This is a genomic window from Aeromonas sp. 160P, assembly GCF_055193095.1.
Genome location: NZ_JBUXKV010000001.1, coordinates 3,591,877 through 3,613,399, shown reverse-complemented (window position 1 = coordinate 3,613,399; position 21,523 = coordinate 3,591,877). Strand labels below are relative to the sequence as shown.

Below are 21,523 nucleotides of genomic sequence, written 5' to 3'. Positions count from 1 at the left end.
GTTTGCCAATGCGACGAGTTTGGTTATGATGCAAGACGCTCTGTTAACCCTAACCGAGCGGCAAAAACGAGATAAAAAACGGGGTGTTTGGGTGATAAATGTATTCCTGGTCGATGATCATGAGCTGGTGCGTACAGGGATAAGACGCATTCTTGAAGACGTGCGCGGGATCAAGGTGGTGGGCGAGGCACAGAGCGGGGAAACCGCCGTTGCATTTTGTCGCCAACACCATCCGGATGTGATCCTGATGGACATGAACATGCCGGGCATTGGTGGTCTGGAGGCGACCCGCAAAATTCTGCGGATCCGCCCCGATGTACGCATCATAGTGCTGACCATTCACTGCGAAAATCCGTTCCCTACCAAGGTGATGCAGGCGGGTGCCGCGGGTTACCTGACCAAGGGCGCGGCCCCTGACGAGATGATCCAGGCGATCCGGCTGGTGCACTCCGGTCAGCGTTACATCTCCCCGGAGATCGCCCAGCAGATGGCCCTGAGCCAGTTTGCCTCGGCAGACGAGAATCCCTTCAAGTCCCTCTCCGAGCGGGAGTTGCAGATCATGATGATGATCACCAAGGGACAGAAGGTGACCGATATCTCCGAGCAGCTCAACCTGAGCCCGAAGACGGTCAATAGCTACCGCTATCGCCTGTTCAGCAAGCTGGACATCAGCGGTGACGTGGAGCTGACTCATCTGGCCATTCGCTATGGCATGCTGGATGCCGACACCCTGTAACCGGGTGGCGTGAGGTCTCAAAGGCGGCGGATGCCGCCTTTTTGCTTTTCTGCCCCTTTGCTTTTCAGGCGGCAGGGGCAGTATGCTCTGCCCGTCTTTTTGCATTCATCTGTTGAGCCGAGTAGCTGATGACCCTCTCTCCCGATCCCCTCTTCGACAGCAAAGCGTTTCTGAGCGCCGTGACCCATCAGAGTGGCGTCTACCGCATGTATGACAGCGGTGGTACCGTTATCTATGTGGGCAAGGCCAAGGATCTGAAAAAGCGGCTCGCCTCCTACTTTCGCACCAATGTCGACAGCATCAAGACCCGCACTCTGGTGCGCCAGATCGCCGATATCCAGGTCACTGTCACTCACACCGAGACCGAGGCACTGATCCTCGAGCACAACCTGATCAAGCAGTACCAGCCCCGCTACAACGTGTTGCTGCGGGATGATAAATCCTACCCCTGGATCATCATCACCGCGCACCTGCACCCGCGTATCGGCGTCCATCGCGGCGCCCGCAAGGTGAAGGGGGAGTACTTCGGGCCGTATCCCTCCGGCGGCGCGGTACGCGAGAGCTTGCACTTGATGCAGAAGATCTTTCCGGTGCGCCAGTGCGAGGATGCGGTCTATGCCAACCGCAGCCGTCCCTGCCTGCTCTATCAGCTCAAGCGCTGCGCGGGCCCCTGCGTGGCAGGGCTGGTGAGCGAGGCCGAATATGCCCAGCAGGTGGAGTTGGCCAAGCTGTTTCTGGCGGGCAAGAACCAGCAGGTGATTGGCGAGCTGGTGGGCAAGATGGAGTCCGCCAGCGGCGATCTGCGCTTTGAAGAGGCGGCCCGCTATCGGGATCAGATCCAGGCGCTACGCCGCGTCACCGAGCAGCAGTCGGTGAGTGGCAACGTGCTGGACGAGCTGGATGTGGTGGGGGTCGCCTTCGAGCAAGGGGCCGCCTGCATCCACGTACTGTTTATCCGGCAGGGCAAGGTGCTCGGTTCGCGCAGCTACTTCCCGAAAGTGCCGGCCGATACTCCGCAGGACGAGGTGGTGCAATCCTTCCTGCTGCAGTTCTATCTGTCGGGGCAGGGGGGTCGGCAGATCCCCAGTGAGGTGCTGCTCGATGTGGCCCTCGAGGACGAGAGCGTGATCGCCGAAACCCTGAGCCAGACTGCGGGCTACAAGGTGCGGGTGGTCAGCCGCACCCGCGCCGAGCGGGCTCGTTTTATCAAGCTCGCCTCCATCAACGCCGAGACTGCGCTGCGCTCCCGGCTGGCCCACAAGAGCACCCTCATCGCCCGCTACGATCAGCTGGAGGAGCTGCTGGAGCTGGAGCGTCCCATCGCCCGCATGGAGTGTTTTGATATTTCCCACACCATGGGGGAGCGCACGGTGGCCTCTTGCGTGGTGTTCAACCGCGAGGGGCCGCTCAGCTCCGAGTATCGTCGTTTCAATATCGACGGTATTACCGGTGGCGATGACTACGCGGCCATGGAGCAGGTGCTGGAGCGCCGTTTTGGCAAGTTGCAGGAGCCGGACAAGGTGCCGGACGTGCTGTTTATCGACGGCGGTCTTGGGCAATTGCGCCGCGCCGAAGAGATCCTGGCGCGCCAGCTGGAGTTCCTCGGTGGCAAATACCCGCTGTTGGTGGGGATCGCCAAGGGGGTGACCCGCAAGGCGGGGCTGGAGACCCTGATCATGGGGGAGAGCCACGAAGAGCTGCACTTGCCGGCAGATATGCCCGCTTTGCACCTTATTCAGCATATTCGCGATGAATCCCACCGTTTTGCCATTACCGGTCACCGGGCGCGGCGCGCCAAGGCCCGCACCAGCAGCAGTCTGGAGGATATTCCCGGGGTAGGCCCGAAGCGGCGTCAGGCGCTGCTCAAATACCTTGGCGGCCTGCAGGAGGTGAAAAAGGCGAGCGTGGACGAGTTGGCTAAGGTGCCCGGTATCAGTCAGGAGCTGGCTCAGACCATCCACGATGGCTTGCACAGTGCCTGACCCGCTGTTGGTCCCTCGTTGGCGCCAGAGGAGATCGCTAACTCCTTGATGCACAAGAGCCGTGACGCGGGGGGGCCGTAAATGCCATAATGGCCCCGCATCTTGAGAAGATTGATGGATTAACAAGACCGAGACGAGCGCCAGTGCGATTGCATCGCAAATCGGCTTTGGCGCACTGTGTAGCGACGTACAAGAAGTGGCTGAAAATAATGACAAACATACCTAACCTGTTGACGTTTTTCCGGATTTTGCTCATTCCCGTCTTCGTCATCCTGTTTTATCTGCCTTATCAATGGTCCTATCTGGCGGCCGCCCTCGTCTTTATCCTGGCCGCTGCCACCGACTGGTTTGATGGCTACCTTGCGCGCAAGCTGAACCAGTCCACCGCCTTTGGCGCCTTCCTCGACCCGGTTGCTGACAAGATCATGGTCGCCGCCGCGCTGGTGGTCATCGTCGAACACTACAACACCATCTGGGTCACCATCCCCGCCATGACCATGATTGGCCGCGAGATCATCATCTCCGCCCTGCGCGAATGGATGGCTGAACTCGGCAAACGCTCCTCGGTGGCGGTCAGCTGGATTGGCAAGTGGAAGACCATGATCCAGATGGTGTCGCTCACCGGCCTTATCTGGCAATACAACGTCTGGATGGTGTGGCTCGCCTATGTGATGCTCTATGTCGCCACCGTGCTTACCTTCTGGTCGATGTTCCAGTACATGAAGGCCGCCTGGGGCGATCTGACCCACCACGCCAAGCTGTGAGTCACCCGCGCCGCAAGGTGACGTTTCCGCTGACTTGAGACAGGAAACGGCCAAAGGCGCTAAAACTGTTCAAAAAGGGCAAAAAATGCCCGAGCGATCAGGTAATTAAATATTTCTGGTTGACTGGGCGAGGAACATCGCTAGAATGCGTCCTCGTAGTCAGGCAGTCAGCCAGACCAATGCGGGAATAGCTCAGTTGGTAGAGCACGACCTTGCCAAGGTCGGGGTCGCGAGTTCGAGTCTCGTTTCCCGCTCCAAATTCAGACAATAGAGAGCCAACTCTCTTTTGCATGGCGCGTTAGCAAAGCGGTTATGCAGCGGATTGCAAATCCGTTTAGTCCGGTTCGACTCCGGAACGTGCCTCCATATTGACAAGCCCGCCACGCGGACTTGATACCGATTGCGGTGCCCGAGTGGTGAAATCGGTAGACACAAGGGATTTAAAATCCCTCGCTTTTCGAGGCGTGCCGGTTCGATTCCGGCCTCGGGCACCATTAAAATCAAAGAGTTACAAAGGCCACTAGCGATAGTGGCCTTTTTATTTTTCCTCAGTGTCCACATTTGATCCACACAGGTTTATTCCGGTAGCTCTTCCACCTTCACTTCGAGTTGCAGGCGGTTGGTGTAGCCCTGATCGGTGAGGTCGTGCACCACCTGTGTGAGTAGCCAGTCGGCCTCGTCGATTTGTGGTTTGAAGCCCCTGACCGTGGTGGGTTGTTCCGGGTAGAGTTCGGGGCGACCTCTGGCCAAGGTGATCTGAAACTCTGCCACGCCGCGCTGCAGCTTTTCCCACTCTGCCCTGGCAGCCCGCTGGGCGTTGCTCTGGCTTGTGTAAACATGGCGCAGCTCCTTGACGTTCTCGTTACTACCAACCAGCAGCTCATGCTCCTGCTTGTTGACAATAACCCCCGGTGGCAGCGGTTGTTCTTCCTTCGGTTTGGTCTTCTTCTTGCGCTTCACCTCGATTTTCTTTTTCTCGGCGGCCTTGTTGTCTTGCCAGTAGGCGGTGACGCCGGTGTAGGCATCGCGGTCGGCCACCGAGAACTGGTGCTGATCGCCGTCCTGGCGGGTGATGGTGATGCCAGGGAGTGGCTTGCCACTGGCGGTGGTGCCATTGCCCGCTTTGATGAACATCAGACGGCCCGATTTGACGGTGGCGATGGCATCCTGCTCGGTTGCCAAGCGGGTGAGAAAGGCCAGATCGCTTTCGTTGGTCTGGTCGATGTGGTCGATCATCATTCCCTTGAAGGCTTCGCCGACGCTCGGGGTCAGGCCATAGCGGGCGGCCAGCTGCTCGACGATGGCTCCGATGTATTCATTGTGCCAGCTGCTCGACGATGGCTCCGATGTATTCATTGTGCCAGCTGCGCTCGCGCAGTTTGTTCATTCCACCGCTCAAGTCTGCTGACTTGCCCCGGATGGAGAGGGAGTCCGGGGCGCCGCTGTGCCCCACCTCGTCAATGTTGAAGGTGCCTTTATCGACCAGCGCTTGGCCCTGCCAACCGATAAAGGCTTGCATCGTGGCCCCACGGCGTGGCATGGCTAGCAGGCCGTCGCTGTCATCAAGGGTTACCTCGATGGTGTCGGCCGAAAAACCCCGGTTATCGGTGATGGTCATCGACATCAAACGAGGACGGATGGCTGCCGAAATGTCATTGCCATCGATCAGTAGTTGATAAGCCGGGATCGGATGGCCATTCAGCAGGTCATTGAGCGGGTTTTTGATGCCCGCAAATTCGGCCAGTTCGCCCAGGGTCGCCATTAATAGAGCCCCCCAACTTTGCCGCCGATCATGGCGCCCATCATCACGCTGCCGCCGAGACGGCCAAGCAGGTTACCGCCCACGCGGCCTAGCAGGCCACTGACGAGGCTGCCATCGTTGTTATCAATGCGCTTGAGCTTGATGGTGAACTCGATTTTTCTGGCGCTGCCATCTTGAAAGAACTCGCTGCGGGTGGTGCTGATCCCCTCTATCACGAATGAGCCGCGCATCACGCCATCGCCCTGGATTAATGGGAAGGCTTGGCCGCTGTCGCCCATGCTATTGAGCATATCGAGGGAGACGGGCCCGCCGGTGAGCTCTGGATAGAGCACCCCGCTCAGGGTGCTGAGTTCGTCATCTGGCCCGAGGTACTGATATGAGGGGCGGGCGCCGACCCGGTTATTGCCCGGGTGGCGCCATGATTTTTCGTCTTGTTGGGATTGGGGGGCCACGGTCGAGCGCATAAACACGAACCAGCCCAGGGTCATCATCATGTGGTTATCTCCTTACTGGATGTAAAAGGCAGGGGCTGCCCGCAAGGTATTGTGAAAATCAACTGCATATCATGGCCTGTCACCGTATTGCGCTCGGTAAGCCGCCGCTGCGTTACGTTCACGTTTATCAAGCTCTGTGGTTATCGCTTTGGCCACGTCTGTACCTGATTGCCCTGGCTGTTGGTTGACGGTGATGTGGGCGTTGATATTGGTGGTGCCTCCTGCTTTGGCTATTGGGCGCGGTGACGTCATGATGCGCTCACCAATGGTTGCGCCCCCCGCCAATGCCCATTGGTTCATTCCAGACGGGTTCGCCGTGGTGCTGATGCTGGCGGTCATGTTGGCAGAGTCTTTCATCCAGTCAGGCAGCAGGTCTGTCAGGCTTTTGATCTTGGCGACCGCATCATCCCAGAACTTGCTCAAGGCTTTGGATGGGGCGTCCCACAGTTCGCTGAACCATTTCGATATACCATCCCAGTTTTTGTAAATGAGATGTAGTGGTCTAATCATCCCGGACACCATTTTAGGTGGTACAGTCGCCACCATAACCTGAGGTGTTCAATGACAAGATTACGTCGCTCATTTACTGCCGAATTCAAACTCGAAGCCGCATCCCTGGTGCTCGACCAGGGATATTCTGTCCCCGAAGCAAGCCGTTCACTGGATGTCGGTGAAACCATACTTCGCCGCTGGGTTCGGCAACTGCAATCCGAACGAACCGGCACTACTCCTATCAGCAAAGCGCTGACTCCTGAGCAGCAGAAAATCCAGGAGCTGGAAGCCCGCATCAATCGGCTCGAACGCGAAAAGGACATTCTAAAAAATGTATGGTCTGCTCCTTATCTGCAAGCTTGAACTGATTTCCAGAAGTCGTTTGCGTCAATGTATCCGGCCTGTCTGTGAGCCGTTTTCCGGCTCTGGCCTTGATGGGATCCGCACGTCGTCGTCCTAATAAAGCTACCAGTCATGAGAGACTGCTTTTTTAGCCAGGCTGCAACGTCGTGGGGTGAACGCTTCTGTCATCTGTTTTTGGCTCGCAAAACCGGGTATGAGTTATATCTGTTAAACGGCTGCGCTTGCGTTGGGATAGGGTTGGTAATCCCTGCCGGATGTCAGTACTTTCCAGCAAATTCGCATTATCTTGTTGGCCAAGGCGATAAGGACCACATGATGGTGATGGCCGGCCTCCAGCCTAGCGACCCATTCGCCTAACGATGATTTGTCACGCTTCATGTGAATTTTCAGCGCTTTGGCGCCCTGAATAACCATTTGCCTTAAATAGCTATTGCCACGCTTACTGATCCCGCCGAGCGAAGATTTTCCGCCCGTTGAATATTGCCTGGGGACCAGCCCCAACCAGGCTGACAGGTCGCGGGCTTTCTTGAATTGTGAGCCATTGCCAATCGCGGCAATCAACGCGGTTGAGACAATCGGTCCAATGCCGGGGACGGTACTGATTTTTTGGCACAAACTTGATGCGCTTGAGGCTTGTCCGAGCATGAGGCTCATGTCATCAATCTGAATATCCAGCTGTTGCCACCGTTCTCTCAGGCGTAATACCAGGGCGCGGATAAAGTCAGGCAAGCCATTCTCGGCATCTTCAAGGATCGTCGGCAGAGAGCGCTCGAAGACTTTTCTGCCGACTGGCACGGTGAGCCCATATTCCAGCAGCAACGCTCGCATCTGATTGACAGTGGCGGTACGTTCGACGATGAAACGCTGACGGACGCGATGAGTCGCCTGCAATGCCAGTTGCTCATGAGATTTCAACGGGACACAGCGCATAGTGCCTCTGCTACCAGCCTCGGCAATGGCGGTAGCATCGTTGAAGTCATTCTTGTTTGATTTGAGGTAGGGCTTCACAAATTGGGCAGGGATAATCTTGGGTTCGAACCCCGCCTGTTGAAACAGGCGCCCCCAGTATTGCGAACCAGGACATGCCTCGAAGGCGACCCGACAGGGTGGGGTCGTACTGATGAACTGTTTCAGTTGTGAACGAGTGAGCTTTTGCTTGGTCAATACATGCCCCATGCGATCCATCGCCACCAGGTGAAACCAATTTTTGCCTAAATCGATCCCGTAAATGTAAATCTGCGCTTGAGTCATGATGAGCCTCCTTGATGCTGGCTACAGCATAGCGGGGTGGATGGAGCAGACCATCCCATTAGGCTACGGCTCTCTTGATGACGGACGAGTTCACACGTACGCGCTAATAGACCGATTAAGAGAGCAAGCCCCCATCACCCTGGTCTGCTGCGCTTTCGATGTCCCCACTTCCTGTTTTTACGACTATCTGGCCCGCAAGCGGACGATTAACCGTGAGCGGATACAGCAACGCAGCGAGTTGCGCCGGTTGTTCAAAGAGAGCCGGAGCTCGGCAGGCAGCCGCGCCTTGATGTCGATGATGCGGGAGTTGGGGTATCAGATTGGCCGATCCAAAATACGTAACCTGATGAAGGAAGTCGGGTTGGCATCCAAACAGCCGGGCGCACACCGCTATAAGGTTGCACGGTCTGAACGACCGGATATTCCCAATCTGCTGGCCCGCGAATTTGATGTTCCGCAACCCAATCAGGTGTGGTGTGGCGATATCACCTACATCTGGGTTGGTGGTTGTTGGCATTACCTTGCCGTAGTGCTCGACCTGCATACCCGGCGGGTCGTGGGCTGGGGGATGTCTGACAAACCTGATGCAGAGCTGGCAATAAAAGCGCTCGAGATGGCCTATCAGCAACGAGGTTGCCCATCAGGCGTGCTGTTTCACTCCGACCAGGGCAGCCAATATGGCAGCCGTGCGTTTCGGCAACGACTGTGGCGCTATCGCATGACCCAGAGCATGAGTCGACGTGGCAACTGCTGGGATAACGCCCCGATGGAGCGGTTGTTCAGAAGCCTGAAGTCAGAGTGGCTGCCGGCAACGGGATACATGAGCGTGCGGGAAGCAAAGCGGGATATCAGTTATTACCTGATGGATTACTACAACTGGCGGCGTCCACATCGCCACAATGACGGGATGCCGCCAGCAAAAGCCGAGGTTCGGCCTAACCAAGTGTCCGGATTTAGTTGACCACTACAGACCACTACAGAGATCGCACAAACTGGACTGAGTTCCCTTCCTCCAGTGATCTACTATTCGGAACAGCTATTTAGATGAAGAATCTGTTTTACTTGCAAATCGGCAACCAATAGCAAGAACTGCGGGGGTCTCGTAACGCCGTCTGCAAGTACCTTCGGCGATTCACTTTTTGACTGGTGAGTTCGGATTAGTTTGGTTTAAGATAGCCATCCGGTGCCTATTGCTGTGATGGGTAACTCCCTTTGCTGGTCTCAAGTAAGAAAACAACAAAAAAACAACATAATGGAGTGGTTATGAAGAAGAATGTTTTGGCAGTTATGGTGATTTTTGGAATGTGTTCAACTGCAGCTTTGGCGGAGAGTGCAAATGTTAAGGATGCTTTGTTCTATGCATACAAAACAAATGTAACTCAACCCAAGCTGGACGATGATTCATTTATTCGTGACGTAACCTACTTTACGGATGAAGACAGCTACAACAAGGCCTATAGCGACGAATTTGTTTTTGAAGAGAATTTGGAGAAGTTTAGAGAACTAGCGAGAACAACTATAGAAAAGTTCGACACTGACAAAATATACGATATGTATACAGAATTCAATTTGAGCAAGTACGACTTTAAGGACGGCGTATACAGACTGTATGATCACCCTCAACGGCAGGGAACATTTATTGGCGTATCCCCAATGATGCTCGATGCATCTTATAGCCTCGACGGGTTTTCTAGGAACATGAATAACCCGGCCATCCCGAACATCACCAATATTAAGTTTATTAACGGTAGCGATATCCTCCCACTTAAAATGACCAAGGATAAGGCGAAGGCGCTCAAGAGTCGTAATATCAATAGCTTTTTCACAAAGGTAAGTTACAAGTTGGTTGGCACGAATGCTGTAGATACGGTGTATGCCCAAATAACAAAAGTCGAGTATTTCGGCGACAACCGAAGCAATTCCAAAAAGATTGCCGAGCAGGTTTTTGATCCAGTCCCAATGAAGTTGGTAGAGGCAAAACCAAGCGGGAAATATAAAGTCAACTTCAAGATTACTTTCGCCGATCAGACGCTGGCAGAAGAGGAGCAGCTGGTTGGACTAGGGAATAGCGGTGATGTCTTCGCGTATCCTCGGCCTGATGTTTATAAAGTTTCTGCCAAATCAAAAGTGAACCCTGATGCTGCAGCTGTATCCACAACTGAATACGTCCAGCCATTGATGACCGTGGTGAAGAATGAATATGGCAAAGCCGAATTTCTTTCAATATTTAAAATGAACGTTGTTGACCGGACTCGGTATCAGGTTGGTCCATTGGCTGGGGCTACGGGCTTGGCTGCAGCTAATGATACAAATGCTCCGGATATTAACAACGACTTCTACGAAATTGCCGCTGGCGGGCCATTGATTGATGGTAAGTGGGAAGGATCCGGCGTGGCCGTCAAGGACTCCAAAGTTTATAACAACCTGAAATACACGATCACGGTGACCCAGGTGGATTAATCCAGAGTCATCAGAGCTGCAAGGTGTAGGATGGGAGTAACCTGAACCTACATCGGGAAAACTGGGACACCCACCTTTTGGTGTGCTGCTAGGTAGCGACCCGCTCAGAAAGGTGGGTGTCCTAATTTTATTAGGCCTGCAATGGGGTGTTATATTTATATTTTTTTGAACCGTATGGCCATTACTGGGGTTTGCTTTTCTAGGGTTTCGTCATCAATGATTTTCAGTGCTTCCTCACCTGCTTTGCTTTTGAAAACCAAGTAACTCACTTCACCACTTTTACGAACAGATATTTCATCGAATTCTGTGCGTTGGCCATTTGATTCAGTATAGTCTGACCCGATGATGAGTTGACCATTGCGGCCCCCCATCATCTGAATTGCCATCTTGTTAATCGCATCATTTCCCGCATCCATACTAATCTCGTAGGTTCCCTCAAAGCCATTGCCTCCACATGCTGTCAGCATGGTAGAAAACATCACTATTGCTGTCAATTTAGTCAGTTTCATCATTCCCCCTTAATTTATTGAAATTCTCATGAAAAAGCTGATAACTTATAATGTTATGGTTTCGTTAAGGATTTCTGCAAATTACCTGGTTATTATATACAGACAAGTTGGTTTATTTCTACTATAAATAACTGTTCGGGTGTCCATATATTTTCCTCCTAAATAGCTGTTCCGAATAGTAGATCACTGCACTCGTACCGTTTCTACAGGTGACATTGAGCACACATCGTCGCTGAGCCTTGTCACCTCGGCGTTGCCGCCCGATTGCACAGATTGTAGTGGTCAACTAAATCCGGACACTTGTTTACGCTACTTTAGTGCGCACTTCCTTCGGTATCAATTTCAGACCCTTCTTGAACATGCTGTAGGGGATCTGACCGGCGTTGTTGCCCAAATCGATGCAGCTTGAATGGAACTAACTGAGGGCGCGGTGATCTGATCACCACCACCCTCTTCAAGTCTGCATCATGGGCACGTCGCTTCACCCCATCACCAACTGGCCTCAATACAACAAGTCTTTGATTAACCGTGGTTCACTCACCTTCTGGGTTGATGCCGAGGCCATGAGCAACTGGTTTCACCACGACCATCATGGGCGGCGGGGGCGCAGCCAGCTTTACACTGACCAGACCATCTGTACCTTCCTGATGCTCAAGGGGATTTTCAACCTCACTCTGCGGGCCACTCAGGGACTACTCGACTCCCTGTTCGAGTTGATGAATGTGCCGTTGTGCGCACCGGACTATAGCTGTGTCAGCAAGCGAGCACGCACAGTGACGGTCGCTTATCGACAGCCCCCAAAGGGGCGCATTACCGACCTGGTTATCGACTCGACGGGTCTGAAAGTGTTTGGTGAAGGCGAGTGGAAAGTCAGAAAACACGGCGCTGAGAAACGTCGAGTCTGGCGCAAGTTGCATCTGGCGGTAGATCCGGTGACTCACGATATCGTGGCGGCAGAAGTGTCGCTGGAGAATGTGCATGACGCAGAGGTGTTGCCGACCTTGCTCAATCCTCTGCGGCGCAAGCTGGGGCGTGTTTATGCGGATGGCGCCTATGACAGCAAAGCCAGCCATCGGTTGATTGCGCGTAAAGGGGCGACGGCGTGTATCCAGCCTCGCAAGAACGCGGGGTTATGGAAAAAGGGACACCCAAGAAATGACGCTGTGCTGGTGATGCGCAAGGAGGGGCTAGCGCACTGGAAGAAGATGTCGGGATATCACCGTCGCTCGCTGGCAGAGACGGAGATGTATCGGTTCAAACAGTTGCTGACGGGCAAAATCAGTCTGCGAACATACAACGGTCAGGTAGGGGAAGTGATGGCGTATGTTGGTGCAATCAACAAACTGAACACCCTTGGTCTGCCTGTCAGAAAGCCCCGAGTGTAGCGGTCACCTGGGGCTGGGGAAGTAATGACTTGCTGGCTGATTTGGGCAACAACGCCGATCTGACCCTCCATCATCCTGCCCTGATGTGGTCGCTGGGTGTTGTAGTGTTCTAGGTAGCTATCCAGGTCTGTCTGCATCTGTTCTACCGACTCATACCAGGTTGTCCTCCCCTTGATATGAAAGTGTTCATCCAGCAAGGTTCGATGCAACCGTTCGATAAAGCCGTTGCTCTGCGGCCTGCGCACCTTGGTGGTCCTGTGCTCAATTCCCTCCAGTTGCAGGAACAGCTCGTAGGGATGATGGTCAGGGCGCCCACAGAACTCGCGCCCGTTGTCCGACAGGATGATATAGACCCGAGCCTCATGGGCTTCAAAGAACGGCAGCACCGTTTCGTTGAGCACATGGACCGAGGTCACCGGCAGCTTGCTGGTGTAGAGCCGCCCCCAAGCGTGGCGGCTGTAACAGTCCAGTACGGTTTGCAGATACACCTTGCCAACCCCTTTGAGCGCGCCGACGAAGAAGGTGTTGACCGCCACCAGTTCCCCTGTGTAGTGAACCTCAATCTGGCGTTCGCGGAACTCGGGGCTGAAGCGCTCTAACAGGCGAATTTGCTCGTCATTGAGCTCAATGGTCTGCTCCCTGTGGGTTTTCTCGAGGCGCAGCAAGCGGTCGTGTTTGGAGAGCAAGTCGTGACGTTGCCACACGCCACGAACCCCACCGGCACTGACGTTGATACCTTGCAGAGCCAGTTCTTGCGCGACCCGCAGCGGGCCATGGGTTGGTCTGGTGAGGGAGTAATCGAGGATGGCCTGCTCAATCTCGGGCGCGATCCGGTTGGGATGAGCCCCTTTACAGCCGGGCAATTTGTCGAGCAAGCCCTCGGCGCCATAGGTCTGGTAATTACGGCGAATTTCGTAGAACTGCTGACGGCTGTAGCCGATGAGCTTGCAGGCTTTGCTGACGTTATTGAGCTCTTTGGCGAGCTCTAGCAGGCTGAGTTTGCGACGTGCTACTTTCTCGTTGGTGGTCATACGGTGACTCCAGATAACACGGTAGGGGTACCGTTTTGTTATCCGGTTTGAAGCCGTATGACCACTCCCTTTTGTGGGCAACTGTCAGGTGAATACCATCTCCATACAATCGAATTCGGTGATCGCCTGAACGGTCACCTGTAATGGAGTGGTCAGTTACATAAAATTATTTACAGACTCTCCTCTTGTGAAATATGCACACGTCCTGTGGGAACTCCAATGGTCTTGGTTGAGGCTCTAGTGAGCCATCAAAGAGTTTTTCAAAAATCAGAATCCATCTCTCTGCTTGCTCGGCACTCATCATCAGGAATGCTTGTTGATTATGGATGTCATCAAAATCAAAATACAGCCCTGTATTCTTTGCCGCCTCAATATTTGCATCTGATACCGCTATATTATTAAATGCTTTATCAGATATGGAAGCGATAGTATTTTGTGCTAGCCCCACGGCACCACCATTATTGATATTAGTGGACTGCAATGCAACATTTACATCTGGCTGAAAAAATCTGACATTTTTGATCTTATCCAATGGATAAAGCATGACTTTGGTATCTGTAGGCTGCCAAAGATCACCCTCAATTAGGGCTATTTTTTTATCTTCAACATCCACAGCCAAGCCGCTATAGGGGCTCCGACAAAAGTAGTCTACTTTTTTCAAACTACCGATTGTTTCACGCATGTAATGTGAAAGTCCAGTATTAAGTAGTTTTATATTACGTCTAGCTGAGCGAAGGATAAGTCTGTGTGTGACAAAGACTAATATTACGAAAGTACAAATTAATACTCCACTAATAGAGTCATCGTCAATGCCAAATAACATGCTCGCAGGGACGGCAAGGAAGGGTGATAAAAAGAAACATCCCATCACATAAGGAACCATTTTGCCCTTTTCTGCATCTTCGAATGATTCCGCCTCACTTTCCGTTAACGTGCCTAGTATATCAACGATTTCTTGGTTTAATATGTTCCCACTATTTTCTTCCATAATTTATCACCTACTTTTTGTGCGTTATTGAAATGATGTAGTCACATAATCATGCATTAAATATGATGCTGTAATTATCCATGACACTCAACCAGCTTCAAGCGCTGATATTGCATCGGAGGTGTTGCCACCACAGACCTCAATTCAACCTGCATACTCTTAAGGTCAAACCGATGATTAAAGCGGAAGCAATACCGCCAAATGCCTTGGCATATTTTTAGCTCCGAGCGTATGGCAACTGCCCTGCAACGAGTTCTTAATATTTCCTATCATCGTATTTACCCAGTTGAATAGCCAATCCAAGTTGTATCCGATGACTATGCCTAGATGCTCAGAGCTGGCCTAGATGGCCGTTTTGAAGCTTGAAGCATGCCAACCCATCACATATCACTGTGCTACTTCGGTACCATAATTTTTGAAAAACTCAAACAAGCTGTAGCCTTTCTGTAATTTTGGCCATGCTCTCGCACTTCAATGACTGTATGTAAGATCTGGATAGTTTGTGGTGACTGCTAATCATGGATAATCAGAAACACTTTAAGGAAGACGCATTTTACTTAAAAATCTTGCGCATTCCCGCGTTGAGCTGGCGATCACCGTCCTCAGCATCACGGTCTTGCATCAATTTGATCGAGACCTCGTTGGTACCGATGGTATAGGTTGCGCTGTAATCACCACACACGCTGTCGGTTACACATTCAAAAAACGGCACCGACTTATCTTTTATTGTGCGGACGATCACCGGTTTGACTTTCAAGATCTTGGTCGCCTGACTGACTAACTCCTCGAAGTCTGCCTTGGCCTGTTTGACAGAAGCAACGGAGTCGTCTTGGTACAATGCCATGGTACCGCCGAAGGAGAGCACTTTATGTTGGTAGACCGCATAGTAATACTCACCCGTAGTTGGTCGTCCTAGGAATCCCTCGCCCGCCTTCGGTTTGCCGCGAAAGTCTTCATCAATGTCACTGCGCCAGTCATAGCGTATCAGACCATCGTTGACCACTTGGAGCGTGGTGATGGGCAGGTCGACTGTCAGGGTTTTGAAGCCCGTATTTGCGGCAATGGCCGGTGAGGCAATGAGACTGACCGCATAGCAGAGTGCAGAGAGCTGCAGGGTTTTATGGGTCAAGGTGACACCTCATGTAGATAATTGGTTTATGTGGAGTGTTGATACTCATCCGCCCACTGGATAGGTTTACTCTGGCTATTGAATATATCTCGTTCAGCCTCGCCCTGTGTCGTTCCCCAACTGGGAGGCGATAATGCCTCATTCGTAATTGCACCAGTTAGGCGAACCTTAAAATTGATTTTTGCCACCTGATTAGATGATGCTATCAGTTTATATACTAACAAGTGGCATGATTAGGCAAAAAATCTAATCGTTTAATTTAGACTAATTTCTTATGGGTAATAAAAACTACTGGCCCAACATGTTTTTCATCAAGTTAGTAGCCATTTTTTGCTGGGCTGCGATTGCATTTTTACATTCATCTGAATTGGCGTCTTTACCTTGTGCAATTTTCAAGGTGCACTCTTGCAGGGCTTCATTCAGTAATTTCGGATCTTTCATAAAATCCTCAACTGAGGTAGGTCCACAAGCAGTAAGTAACATAGTGATTGGAACAGCTAACAGTAACTTATTCATTTCTATTTTCTCCAAATAAAAAATGCAGATACAAATACTAGGACCTAAAAGATACAGATGGTTTTACAAGAAGTTATAAAGTATGTGGTAATGACATTTCAGATTTCTTGATCAAAACTTGAGCATCTTCAATATCGTCAGGGTCTGTCACAAGCTCAAAATCAGACTGACTAAAGAGAAGCCCCATACGAAGATAGTGGTAGATATAATATGTTTTGCCTGACTCGGTATTTAGGGAAATACTATTGTTTGAAAATTCACTTTCAGTTTCAAATGTATAGTTTTTACCTGCATCAAGTTTCAGAAGATAGAAGTGTTTATTTTCTGATTCACCTAGAAATTTTTTATCGATAAAAAGATCCATATTGCTATTGCGAGCAAGCCAGCCGTGACGGTAGATATAAACATGAGCCTTGCCCTCGGCAGGAGGTGAGAAGCTTTTGGCCTCATTGACGACAGCCTCATCGGTGACGGTTGGCACTGAGGAACAGCCACCAAGCATCATGGCGCAGAGCGCCAAGAAGATCATTACAAACGTATTACGCATTTTTTTACCCATCGTGCTGAAAGTTTATTGATGCTTGTGATTATTATTTTTTGAACATCTGATACGTATGTTTATTTTGCTACAGGATTGTCTGTGAGTGCGATGACGTTTTCAATAGGGTCTTTGAAAAATTTTTTGTAACTATTCGCCGGTTAATTGTTTTGCACCAATTAATGAAAAAAATACCCAAATATATCAATTGCTTATGTATCCTTGTTTTATCGTGGAGGTGATGTGACTTTTGTCACATTACCTGTTTGTCAAGATATGTGGTTAGCGAAAGATGGAGAGAGCTTGATGCTCTCATGCTTTGTCCGATGGGCTTTAAAGTCAGAACTATCAGGCGTAATGCCCCCACAAAATGCGTGAAATCAGGCATTTCATGTAAACTTGAAGCCCTTATAAATCAATCATATAAATTTTCCGTCAACTCACTCTTGGCTTTTAAAATCCCTCGACGTTCGCGTCGTGCCGGTTCGATTCCGGCCTTTTTGTTTTTACCAATACCTAATACTCCACTGCTTTTTTAGGCTATCAACAGCAGGGACGATTTCGATAGATCGATCATATGCTGCCACTTGGGCCTCAGTTTTATGGCCGCTAATACGTTGTTTATCTCGGCTGCTGCCGGCCACATCAGAGATGGCTTTGGCCTTGATGTCGTGAAAGGTGAAGTCCATCGGCCAGCCTGTTTGCTCGCGTGCGGTTAACACCGCTAGGGAAATAGATGTGGGTGTAGAGGCTTGCTGGTTACGCCATTTTGATGCAGTTGCGTCCGGATGATTTGGCGTTGTATAGCGCGGAATCTGCAAGCTGTACCAGTTCTGACGGCTGCTGATGATTTGATGGTATTAGGCAGGCGACACCCATGCTAACGGTCACTAAACCAGTGACGTTTTGTGCGTGTGGCTGGGCGAGTATAAGAATATCTTGCTGGATGTGCTGGGCGATCTCGTAAGCCGATTGAGGCTCAACATTTGGCAACAAGACGACAAACTCCTCTCCGCCATAGCGAGCGACCAATTCCCCTGAACGGCGTCCGGATTGCGCTAAGGCATGAGCCAGTAATCGAAGGCACTCATCTCCGGCAAGGTGGCCGTATAAGTCATTGAATTGTTTAAAGTGATCAATGTCGAGCATGATGAGAGCTATTGGTATTTCAGTACGTAAGCATCGATTCCATGCCTGGATCAATGTGCTATCGAACAGGCGACGGTTACCAATGTTCGTGAGTCCATCGGTATTGCTCAGCGCTTCAAGTTTCCGGTTTGCTTCGGCCAATTCCTTCGTTCGGATCTCTATGATGAGCTCTAGCTCATGCTGGCGTTCATCAAGGCTGGTCATTGGATAGATTTCCATATCACGAGCCAAGCCGTAAGGGATTGAAATGCTACTGTGGGATATTTTCCATTCAGTCTCTTCAAGCCGAAAAACCAGTACGAGCCTGGCAGTTCTTCGGGACAAGATTTCTTCTGTTTTGGGCAGGTGAATATGGAAGAACGAAGTGACGGCCACAACATCAGCAGACAGATCTTGAATTGCTACGTCGAGTATTTCTAAGTGGATTCTTCCTGGGATTTGGGCAAAGTCACAGCGGGTGATCCGGACCCACTCTTTTCTATCGGTGACAAGCACGTCACTACTTCCTGCAAAACCACAGAAATTTTCGCTGAAAAGCGTAGTTAGTCGGTCGTCCCGAGAGGAGTACAGTTCGACATATTCCTCAAACAATCGGCGAATAAGCTGCAACCTTTCTGTGGTCATCGTGCTAGATCCATATGTAGTGGTTAGCGTCTTTCAAACAGTCGATTGAAGTATAGCTACATCAGTCCATCGCTATTTTGCAACATCTCTGACTTTTTGCTCGACTTGATAGGCTATGGCCTGAATTTGCGAGATCTCAAGGGTTCCAACCCGAAACTGATGCAGTAACTTTGGCAATGCCGAGGGATTGACCACATAGGGTGATATTGATTTCTGCCGTAAATCCACAAACCAGCCAGGGAGCACCAGGATCCCCCCAACGGGAACATCGTTACCCGTGGCACTATTGAGCCAGTTACGAACCGAGGTGACGTTGCGGCGAACCTGCTCTAATGGCTCTGTTTCCACATGATTGGGGAAATAGAGGGCATCATTTTCAACTCGAACTTTGAACTGCTTTGCCCCATCGTTGACGGGCTTAGATCTGCCTTTGGTTTCTATGACTAATACCCCAGTTTGAGGTGCTGCAGCCGGTTTGTTGTTTTGTAAGTTTTGGTGGTGCCAACTTTGCGGCCACGCAGGGGCAGAGAATGGCCAGCGCAAAAGCCAAAACGCCAAAGCTAAAAGACAAAAGCCCCGCGAGCGGGGCCTGGTCAGTGTGGCGGGGTGGTGCTGTTACTTCTTGAGGTGTTTTCGGATGGCCTTGCCAGTGGTGCCGACCGCTTTCACTGCCCGTTTCAACTGGACCTCGGTGCACTCGAAGGTCTTGATCCACAGCTTCATCTCATAGGGGTCGTTGATGTTGAGCTTCTTGGCATCAAGGGGATGAGCGATGGCGTTAGTGTCAGGCATGCAAACCTCAACTTATTGAAATAGTTGGCGAGAAAGAAGTTTCTGCCTGGGCGCATCATCCTCTATATCGGCAAGGCGCAGGGTGACGGGGGTCACACAACCCTTGCCCGGCTGCGGATAAGGGGCCGCTACTTGCGGTTATGTGAGCGGCCACGGCTAATGCAGCGACAGTTCGCGCCTGATATGGCGCGAACTGTCGGTTGTGAACAGTACTTGTGAACCGCGAGGTGTGCCTTGCAGGGCGCCGCCGTGAATTGCTCGCCAGTGTGATAGGGCAAGGCGGGGCCGAGGGAGTATCAGCCCTCTGGCAGCGTCCGCACTTCGAGGTGCTGCTCGCCGGGGTGGCAGACCAGTACCGAGCCTTGTTCGAACCAGTCCCCCAGCACGATGCGGCGGGCAGGGTGACCGTCGAGGGTGAAGTCGTGGATGGCGGGTCTGTGGGTGTGGCCGTGGATCATCATCCGGCAGTGGTGGGCACGCAGCATCTCGTCGACGGCAGCCGGGGTGACATCCATGATGGTCTGGCGTTTGACGGTTTTCTCCATCCGGCTTTGGCCACGGATCTTGTGGGCGATAGCCTGACGGCGGGTCAGGGGCAACCGCAAGAACAGCCAGCGCAGCCATTTGAGCTGGGTGATGCGGCGATACTTCTGATATCCCTCATCCCGAGTGCAGAGCAGATCACCGTGACTGAGCAGTACCCGTTCGCCATAGAGGTCGATGATGCAAGGGTCCCCCAGCAGGGTCATGCCCGCCTGTTTGGCAAATTGCTGGCCCAGCATAAAGTCGCGGTTACCGTGGATGAAATAGATGGGCACATTCTGCTGGCTCAGTGCCAACAAGGCTGCCGCCACCTGGTGATGCAACGCATTGGGATCATCATCGCCAATCCAGAATTCGAACAGATCCCCCAGCACATAGAGGGCATCGGCGCCGGGGGCGTCGTGCTCGAGAAAGCGCACCAGTGCCGCGGTCATATCGGGCCGCTGGGCACACAGGTGAATGTCACTGATAAAGAGGGTGCTCATAATGTGGGGTTCGGGCTCTCGGTCGAAACAGGGCAAACGGGGGTGGCAGAGATAGTAGAAACAACAAGGTGCGAAGGTTGCGCTGCGGGCGCCATCGCCGTCGCGTCAGTGGGTGTATGCATACCGTCACGGGATGGGGGTTGCCATGACAGCTCGGCCAGATTGCGGCCCTCCAGCGTCAGCAGGGCGGCGTAAGGATCGCCAGCCAGACCGAGCAAGGTGCACATCGCCGCTTCCCCTTTCAATCCTTGCTCAAGGCGCAGACGTAATACCTCCTGATAGAAAGCATCACCAAAGCGCATCAGCAAAGCGGCCATCAGGGTGAGGTGGCGCCAGCCATTAAGCGTCTCGATGGGGGCGGGGGTGACGTAAAGCTCCACCGGCCAGCAGGCGCCGTCTTGATCCGCAGCGCGCTTATCGCAACCGGGAAAGGTGCGCGCCAGCAGCCAGACATTGTTGCCCTGATCGCTTGCTTGCCAGCGCTCCTTCTTCAGGAGTACGGCGTTTAGAAGTGTGGCGTTCGGGAGTGCGGCAAGGCTCGCGGCAAAAGCAGCCGGATCAGGATGCTGGCAGAGAATATCGAGATCGCTGCCCGGCCGATCCAGCCCGATGGCCAAGGTGCTGACCAGCGCCATATCGCTGCACTGCACTGCCAGCTCATCCCACAAACCGGATGTCAGCAGGGCATGGGCCTCCCGTTGGCGCGGGTTGCCGTGGGCCAGATAGTCGAGGCGGCGCCAGTTCGGGCTGGCAGTTGGGGACGCAGATGGAAAAACTGCGGCCGGGGCCGCAGTTTCATCCGTGCCGAGTTGGCAAAGATCAGTCAGCAAGGGTCACCTTGGTGATCACTACATCTTCGCTCGGCACGTCTTGATGCATACGGCCGTAGTTGCCGGTCTTGACGCCCTTGATCTTGTTGACCACGTCCATACCTGCGGTCACTTCACCGAATACGCAGTAGCCGAAGCCCTGAGTGGTGGCAGATTTGAAATCGAGGAAGTCGTTGTTGTTCACGTTGATGAAGAACTGGGCGCTGGCAGAGTGCGGCTCGCTGGTGCGGGCCATGGCGATGGTGCCAACCTTGTTGGAGAGGCCATTAGCCGCTTCGTTCTTGATCGATGGGCGGGTATCTTTCTCATCAAAGCCAGGAGCATAGCCGCCGCCCTGGATCATGAAACCGTCGATAACGCGGTGGAAGATGGTGTTGTCGTAGTGACCGTCACGGCAGTATTGCAGGAAGTTGGCCACGGTTTCCGGGGCTTTTTCAGCATTCAGGGTCAGGGTGATGTCGCCGTGATTGGTGTGCAGAGTAACCATGAGTTGTCCTTTGATTCTTTTGCGCAAAAAATGCGCGAGCAGGGGGTATGGCATAAAGTGGTGGCAATTCTAGCCCATCAGCGGCGGCGGGCATAGCCCTTCACTTACTCCTGCACACACTCCTTCGCATCGCCATGCAGATACCCCGGCGATGAGCCCTGTCACGAGCATGTTTGGCGCCAGCGCAGTGATAGCAGGCGGGATCTGGCTCGT

At 52.5% G+C, this 21,523-nt stretch carries 21 protein-coding genes, 3 tRNA genes and 4 pseudogenes; 10 read left to right on the top strand and 18 right to left on the bottom strand.

Translation table 11 applies throughout. The features are described from left to right. The first annotated feature begins 91 nt into the window (after nt 1-91). From uvrY to ACY8FN_RS16755, 6 genes are all read left to right on the top strand, one after another. Entirely contained in the window at nt 92-736 is a 645-nt protein-coding gene (gene uvrY, locus ACY8FN_RS16780; protein ID WP_042018933.1) for a UvrY/SirA/GacA family response regulator transcription factor, read from the top strand. A 128-nt stretch (nt 737-864) separates the two neighbouring features. Further along, nucleotides 865-2,718, top strand: a complete 1,854-nt coding sequence (gene uvrC, locus ACY8FN_RS16775; RefSeq protein WP_042018934.1) for an excinuclease ABC subunit UvrC — start codon at nt 865-867, stop codon at nt 2,716-2,718. A gap of 209 nt (nt 2,719-2,927) precedes the next feature. After that, nucleotides 2,928-3,482, top strand: coding sequence for a CDP-diacylglycerol--glycerol-3-phosphate 3-phosphatidyltransferase (gene pgsA, locus ACY8FN_RS16770; protein WP_042018936.1), 555 nt, complete (start codon nt 2,928-2,930; stop codon nt 3,480-3,482). Nucleotides 3,483-3,663: 181 nt separating this feature from the next. Next, nucleotides 3,664-3,739, top strand: a tRNA-Gly gene (locus ACY8FN_RS16765). A gap of 35 nt (nt 3,740-3,774) precedes the next feature. Further along, nucleotides 3,775-3,848: transfer RNA gene (locus tag ACY8FN_RS16760), tRNA-Cys, on the top strand. A gap of 41 nt (nt 3,849-3,889) precedes the next feature. Next, a tRNA-Leu gene (locus ACY8FN_RS16755) sits at nt 3,890-3,976 on the top strand. 82 nt (nt 3,977-4,058) lie between these two features. Here ACY8FN_RS16755 and ACY8FN_RS16750 read toward each other — a convergent pair. From ACY8FN_RS16750 to ACY8FN_RS16735, 4 genes are all read right to left on the bottom strand, one after another. After that, a complete protein-coding gene (locus ACY8FN_RS16750; RefSeq protein ID WP_463100641.1) occupies nt 4,059-4,838 on the bottom strand; it encodes a contractile injection system protein, VgrG/Pvc8 family in 780 nt (259 codons plus the stop codon). Further along, nucleotides 4,798-5,244 (bottom strand): hypothetical protein, encoded by a 447-nt coding sequence (locus tag ACY8FN_RS16745; RefSeq protein WP_463100640.1) that lies wholly within the window; start codon nt 5,242-5,244, stop codon nt 4,798-4,800. Before ACY8FN_RS16745 ends, ACY8FN_RS16750 begins: the two co-directional genes overlap by 41 nt. Beyond that, nucleotides 5,244-5,738 carry a phage tail protein gene (locus ACY8FN_RS16740; protein WP_463100639.1) on the bottom strand — a complete coding sequence of 165 codons (495 nt, stop codon included), beginning with the start codon at nt 5,736-5,738 and terminating at the stop codon, nt 5,244-5,246. Before ACY8FN_RS16740 ends, ACY8FN_RS16745 begins: the two co-directional genes overlap by 1 nt. Nucleotides 5,739-5,807: 69 nt before the next feature. Then, a complete protein-coding gene (locus ACY8FN_RS16735; protein ID WP_463100638.1) occupies nt 5,808-6,248 on the bottom strand; it encodes a hypothetical protein in 441 nt (146 codons plus the stop codon). Nucleotides 6,249-6,299: 51 nt separating this feature from the next. Here ACY8FN_RS16735 and ACY8FN_RS16730 point away from each other — a divergent pair. After that, nucleotides 6,300-6,560: pseudogene (locus ACY8FN_RS16730) on the top strand (transposase); the annotation flags it as partial. Between the two features lie 240 nt (nt 6,561-6,800). On the opposite strand, the gene ACY8FN_RS16725 reads toward ACY8FN_RS16730, so the two are convergent. Then, on the bottom strand, nt 6,801-7,844 hold the full coding sequence (locus ACY8FN_RS16725; RefSeq protein WP_139692446.1) for an IS110 family RNA-guided transposase: 1,044 nt from the start codon (nt 7,842-7,844) through the stop codon (nt 6,801-6,803). Nucleotides 7,845-7,905: 61 nt separating this feature from the next. Here ACY8FN_RS16725 and ACY8FN_RS16720 point away from each other — a divergent pair. Then, nucleotides 7,906-8,805 (top strand): annotated as a pseudogene (locus tag ACY8FN_RS16720) (IS3 family transposase); the annotation flags it as partial. A gap of 302 nt (nt 8,806-9,107) precedes the next feature. Further along, the gene (locus tag ACY8FN_RS16715; protein WP_463100637.1) at nt 9,108-10,304 is read left to right on the top strand and encodes a DUF4852 domain-containing protein; all 1,197 of its coding nucleotides are present in this window, start codon (nt 9,108-9,110) and stop codon (nt 10,302-10,304) included. Between the two features lie 155 nt (nt 10,305-10,459). Here ACY8FN_RS16715 and ACY8FN_RS16710 read toward each other — a convergent pair whose 3' ends face one another. Further along, a complete protein-coding gene (locus tag ACY8FN_RS16710) occupies nt 10,460-10,813 on the bottom strand; it encodes a hypothetical protein (protein WP_139730421.1) in 354 nt (117 codons plus the stop codon). 467 nt (nt 10,814-11,280) lie between these two features. Here ACY8FN_RS16710 and ACY8FN_RS16705 point away from each other — a divergent pair, with 467 nt between their 5' ends. After that, nucleotides 11,281-12,198: an IS5 family transposase gene (locus tag ACY8FN_RS16705; protein WP_463100618.1), complete on the top strand. Its 918-nt coding sequence runs from the start codon at nt 11,281-11,283 to the stop codon at nt 12,196-12,198. A 59-nt stretch (nt 12,199-12,257) separates the two neighbouring features. Here ACY8FN_RS16705 and ACY8FN_RS16700 read toward each other — a convergent pair. The 12 genes and pseudogenes from ACY8FN_RS16700 to ACY8FN_RS16645 all read right to left on the bottom strand — a co-directional run. After that, nucleotides 12,258-13,229 (bottom strand): annotated as a pseudogene (locus ACY8FN_RS16700) (IS481-like element ISAs19 family transposase); the annotation flags it as partial. A gap of 166 nt (nt 13,230-13,395) precedes the next feature. Continuing rightward, entirely contained in the window at nt 13,396-14,217 is an 822-nt protein-coding gene (locus ACY8FN_RS16695) for a hypothetical protein (RefSeq protein WP_463100636.1), read from the bottom strand. A gap of 74 nt (nt 14,218-14,291) precedes the next feature. Further along, nucleotides 14,292-14,614: pseudogene (locus ACY8FN_RS16690) on the bottom strand (IS1595 family transposase); the annotation flags it as partial. 156 nt (nt 14,615-14,770) lie between these two features. Next, entirely contained in the window at nt 14,771-15,346 is a 576-nt protein-coding gene (locus tag ACY8FN_RS16685) for a hypothetical protein (protein WP_139727433.1), read from the bottom strand. A gap of 288 nt (nt 15,347-15,634) precedes the next feature. Beyond that, nucleotides 15,635-15,862: an EexN family lipoprotein gene (locus tag ACY8FN_RS16680; protein WP_139727431.1), complete on the bottom strand. Its 228-nt coding sequence runs from the start codon at nt 15,860-15,862 to the stop codon at nt 15,635-15,637. Nucleotides 15,863-15,935: 73 nt separating this feature from the next. After that, nucleotides 15,936-16,409, bottom strand: coding sequence for a DUF2846 domain-containing protein (locus ACY8FN_RS16675; RefSeq protein WP_162517145.1), 474 nt, complete (start codon nt 16,407-16,409; stop codon nt 15,936-15,938). A gap of 750 nt (nt 16,410-17,159) precedes the next feature. Further along, nucleotides 17,160-18,173, bottom strand: a complete 1,014-nt coding sequence (locus ACY8FN_RS16670; RefSeq protein WP_463100635.1) for a diguanylate cyclase domain-containing protein — start codon at nt 18,171-18,173, stop codon at nt 17,160-17,162. Between the two features lie 72 nt (nt 18,174-18,245). Next, on the bottom strand, nt 18,246-18,716 hold the full coding sequence (locus ACY8FN_RS16665; protein ID WP_463100634.1) for a nuclease-related domain-containing protein: 471 nt from the start codon (nt 18,714-18,716) through the stop codon (nt 18,246-18,248). Nucleotides 18,717-18,788: 72 nt separating this feature from the next. Next, complete coding sequence (locus ACY8FN_RS16660) at nt 18,789-18,965, bottom strand: DUF3606 domain-containing protein (RefSeq protein ID WP_082186713.1); 177 nt, start codon at nt 18,963-18,965, stop codon at nt 18,789-18,791. A gap of 296 nt (nt 18,966-19,261) precedes the next feature. After that, entirely contained in the window at nt 19,262-19,993 is a 732-nt protein-coding gene (lpxH, locus tag ACY8FN_RS16655; RefSeq protein WP_101320241.1) for a UDP-2,3-diacylglucosamine diphosphatase, read from the bottom strand. Next, a complete protein-coding gene (locus ACY8FN_RS16650; RefSeq protein WP_463100633.1) occupies nt 19,990-20,823 on the bottom strand; it encodes a DUF4269 domain-containing protein in 834 nt (277 codons plus the stop codon). Before ACY8FN_RS16650 ends, lpxH begins: the two co-directional genes overlap by 4 nt. Further along, the gene (locus ACY8FN_RS16645) at nt 20,813-21,310 is read right to left on the bottom strand and encodes a peptidylprolyl isomerase (protein ID WP_042018948.1); all 498 of its coding nucleotides are present in this window, start codon (nt 21,308-21,310) and stop codon (nt 20,813-20,815) included. The genes ACY8FN_RS16650 and ACY8FN_RS16645 overlap by 11 nt, the downstream gene beginning before the upstream one ends. Nucleotides 21,311-21,523 lie beyond the last annotated feature (213 nt).

Excerpts from the sequence above, each read along its gene's own strand:
- ACY8FN_RS16680 (WP_139727431.1), bottom strand. The coding sequence starts at position 15,862 with ATGAATAAGTTACTGTTAGCTGTTCCAATCACTATGTTACTTACTGCT.
- ACY8FN_RS16670 (WP_463100635.1), bottom strand. The coding sequence starts at position 18,173 with ATGACCACAGAAAGGTTGCAGCTTATTCGCCGATTGTTTGAGGAATAT.
- ACY8FN_RS16750 (WP_463100641.1), bottom strand. The coding sequence starts at position 4,838 with ATGAATACATCGGAGCCATCGTCGAGCAGCTGGCACAATGAATACATC.
- uvrC (WP_042018934.1), top strand. The coding sequence starts at position 865 with ATGACCCTCTCTCCCGATCCCCTCTTCGACAGCAAAGCGTTTCTGAGC.
- ACY8FN_RS16715 (WP_463100637.1), top strand. The coding sequence starts at position 9,108 with ATGAAGAAGAATGTTTTGGCAGTTATGGTGATTTTTGGAATGTGTTCA.
- ACY8FN_RS16710 (WP_139730421.1), bottom strand. The coding sequence starts at position 10,813 with ATGAAACTGACTAAATTGACAGCAATAGTGATGTTTTCTACCATGCTG.
- ACY8FN_RS16740 (WP_463100639.1), bottom strand. The coding sequence starts at position 5,738 with ATGATGATGACCCTGGGCTGGTTCGTGTTTATGCGCTCGACCGTGGCC.
- lpxH (WP_101320241.1), bottom strand. The coding sequence starts at position 19,993 with ATGAGCACCCTCTTTATCAGTGACATTCACCTGTGTGCCCAGCGGCCC.
- ACY8FN_RS16725 (WP_139692446.1), bottom strand. The coding sequence starts at position 7,844 with ATGACTCAAGCGCAGATTTACATTTACGGGATCGATTTAGGCAAAAAT.
- ACY8FN_RS16735 (WP_463100638.1), bottom strand. The coding sequence starts at position 6,248 with ATGATTAGACCACTACATCTCATTTACAAAAACTGGGATGGTATATCG.
- ACY8FN_RS16705 (WP_463100618.1), top strand. The coding sequence starts at position 11,281 with ATGGGCACGTCGCTTCACCCCATCACCAACTGGCCTCAATACAACAAG.
- ACY8FN_RS16695 (WP_463100636.1), bottom strand. The coding sequence starts at position 14,217 with ATGGAAGAAAATAGTGGGAACATATTAAACCAAGAAATCGTTGATATA.
- ACY8FN_RS16645 (WP_042018948.1), bottom strand. The coding sequence starts at position 21,310 with ATGGTTACTCTGCACACCAATCACGGCGACATCACCCTGACCCTGAAT.
- ACY8FN_RS16675 (WP_162517145.1), bottom strand. The coding sequence starts at position 16,409 with ATGCGTAATACGTTTGTAATGATCTTCTTGGCGCTCTGCGCCATGATG.
- ACY8FN_RS16660 (WP_082186713.1), bottom strand. The coding sequence starts at position 18,965 with ATGCCTGACACTAACGCCATCGCTCATCCCCTTGATGCCAAGAAGCTC.
- pgsA (WP_042018936.1), top strand. The coding sequence starts at position 2,928 with ATGACAAACATACCTAACCTGTTGACGTTTTTCCGGATTTTGCTCATT.
- ACY8FN_RS16745 (WP_463100640.1), bottom strand. The coding sequence starts at position 5,244 with ATGGCGACCCTGGGCGAACTGGCCGAATTTGCGGGCATCAAAAACCCG.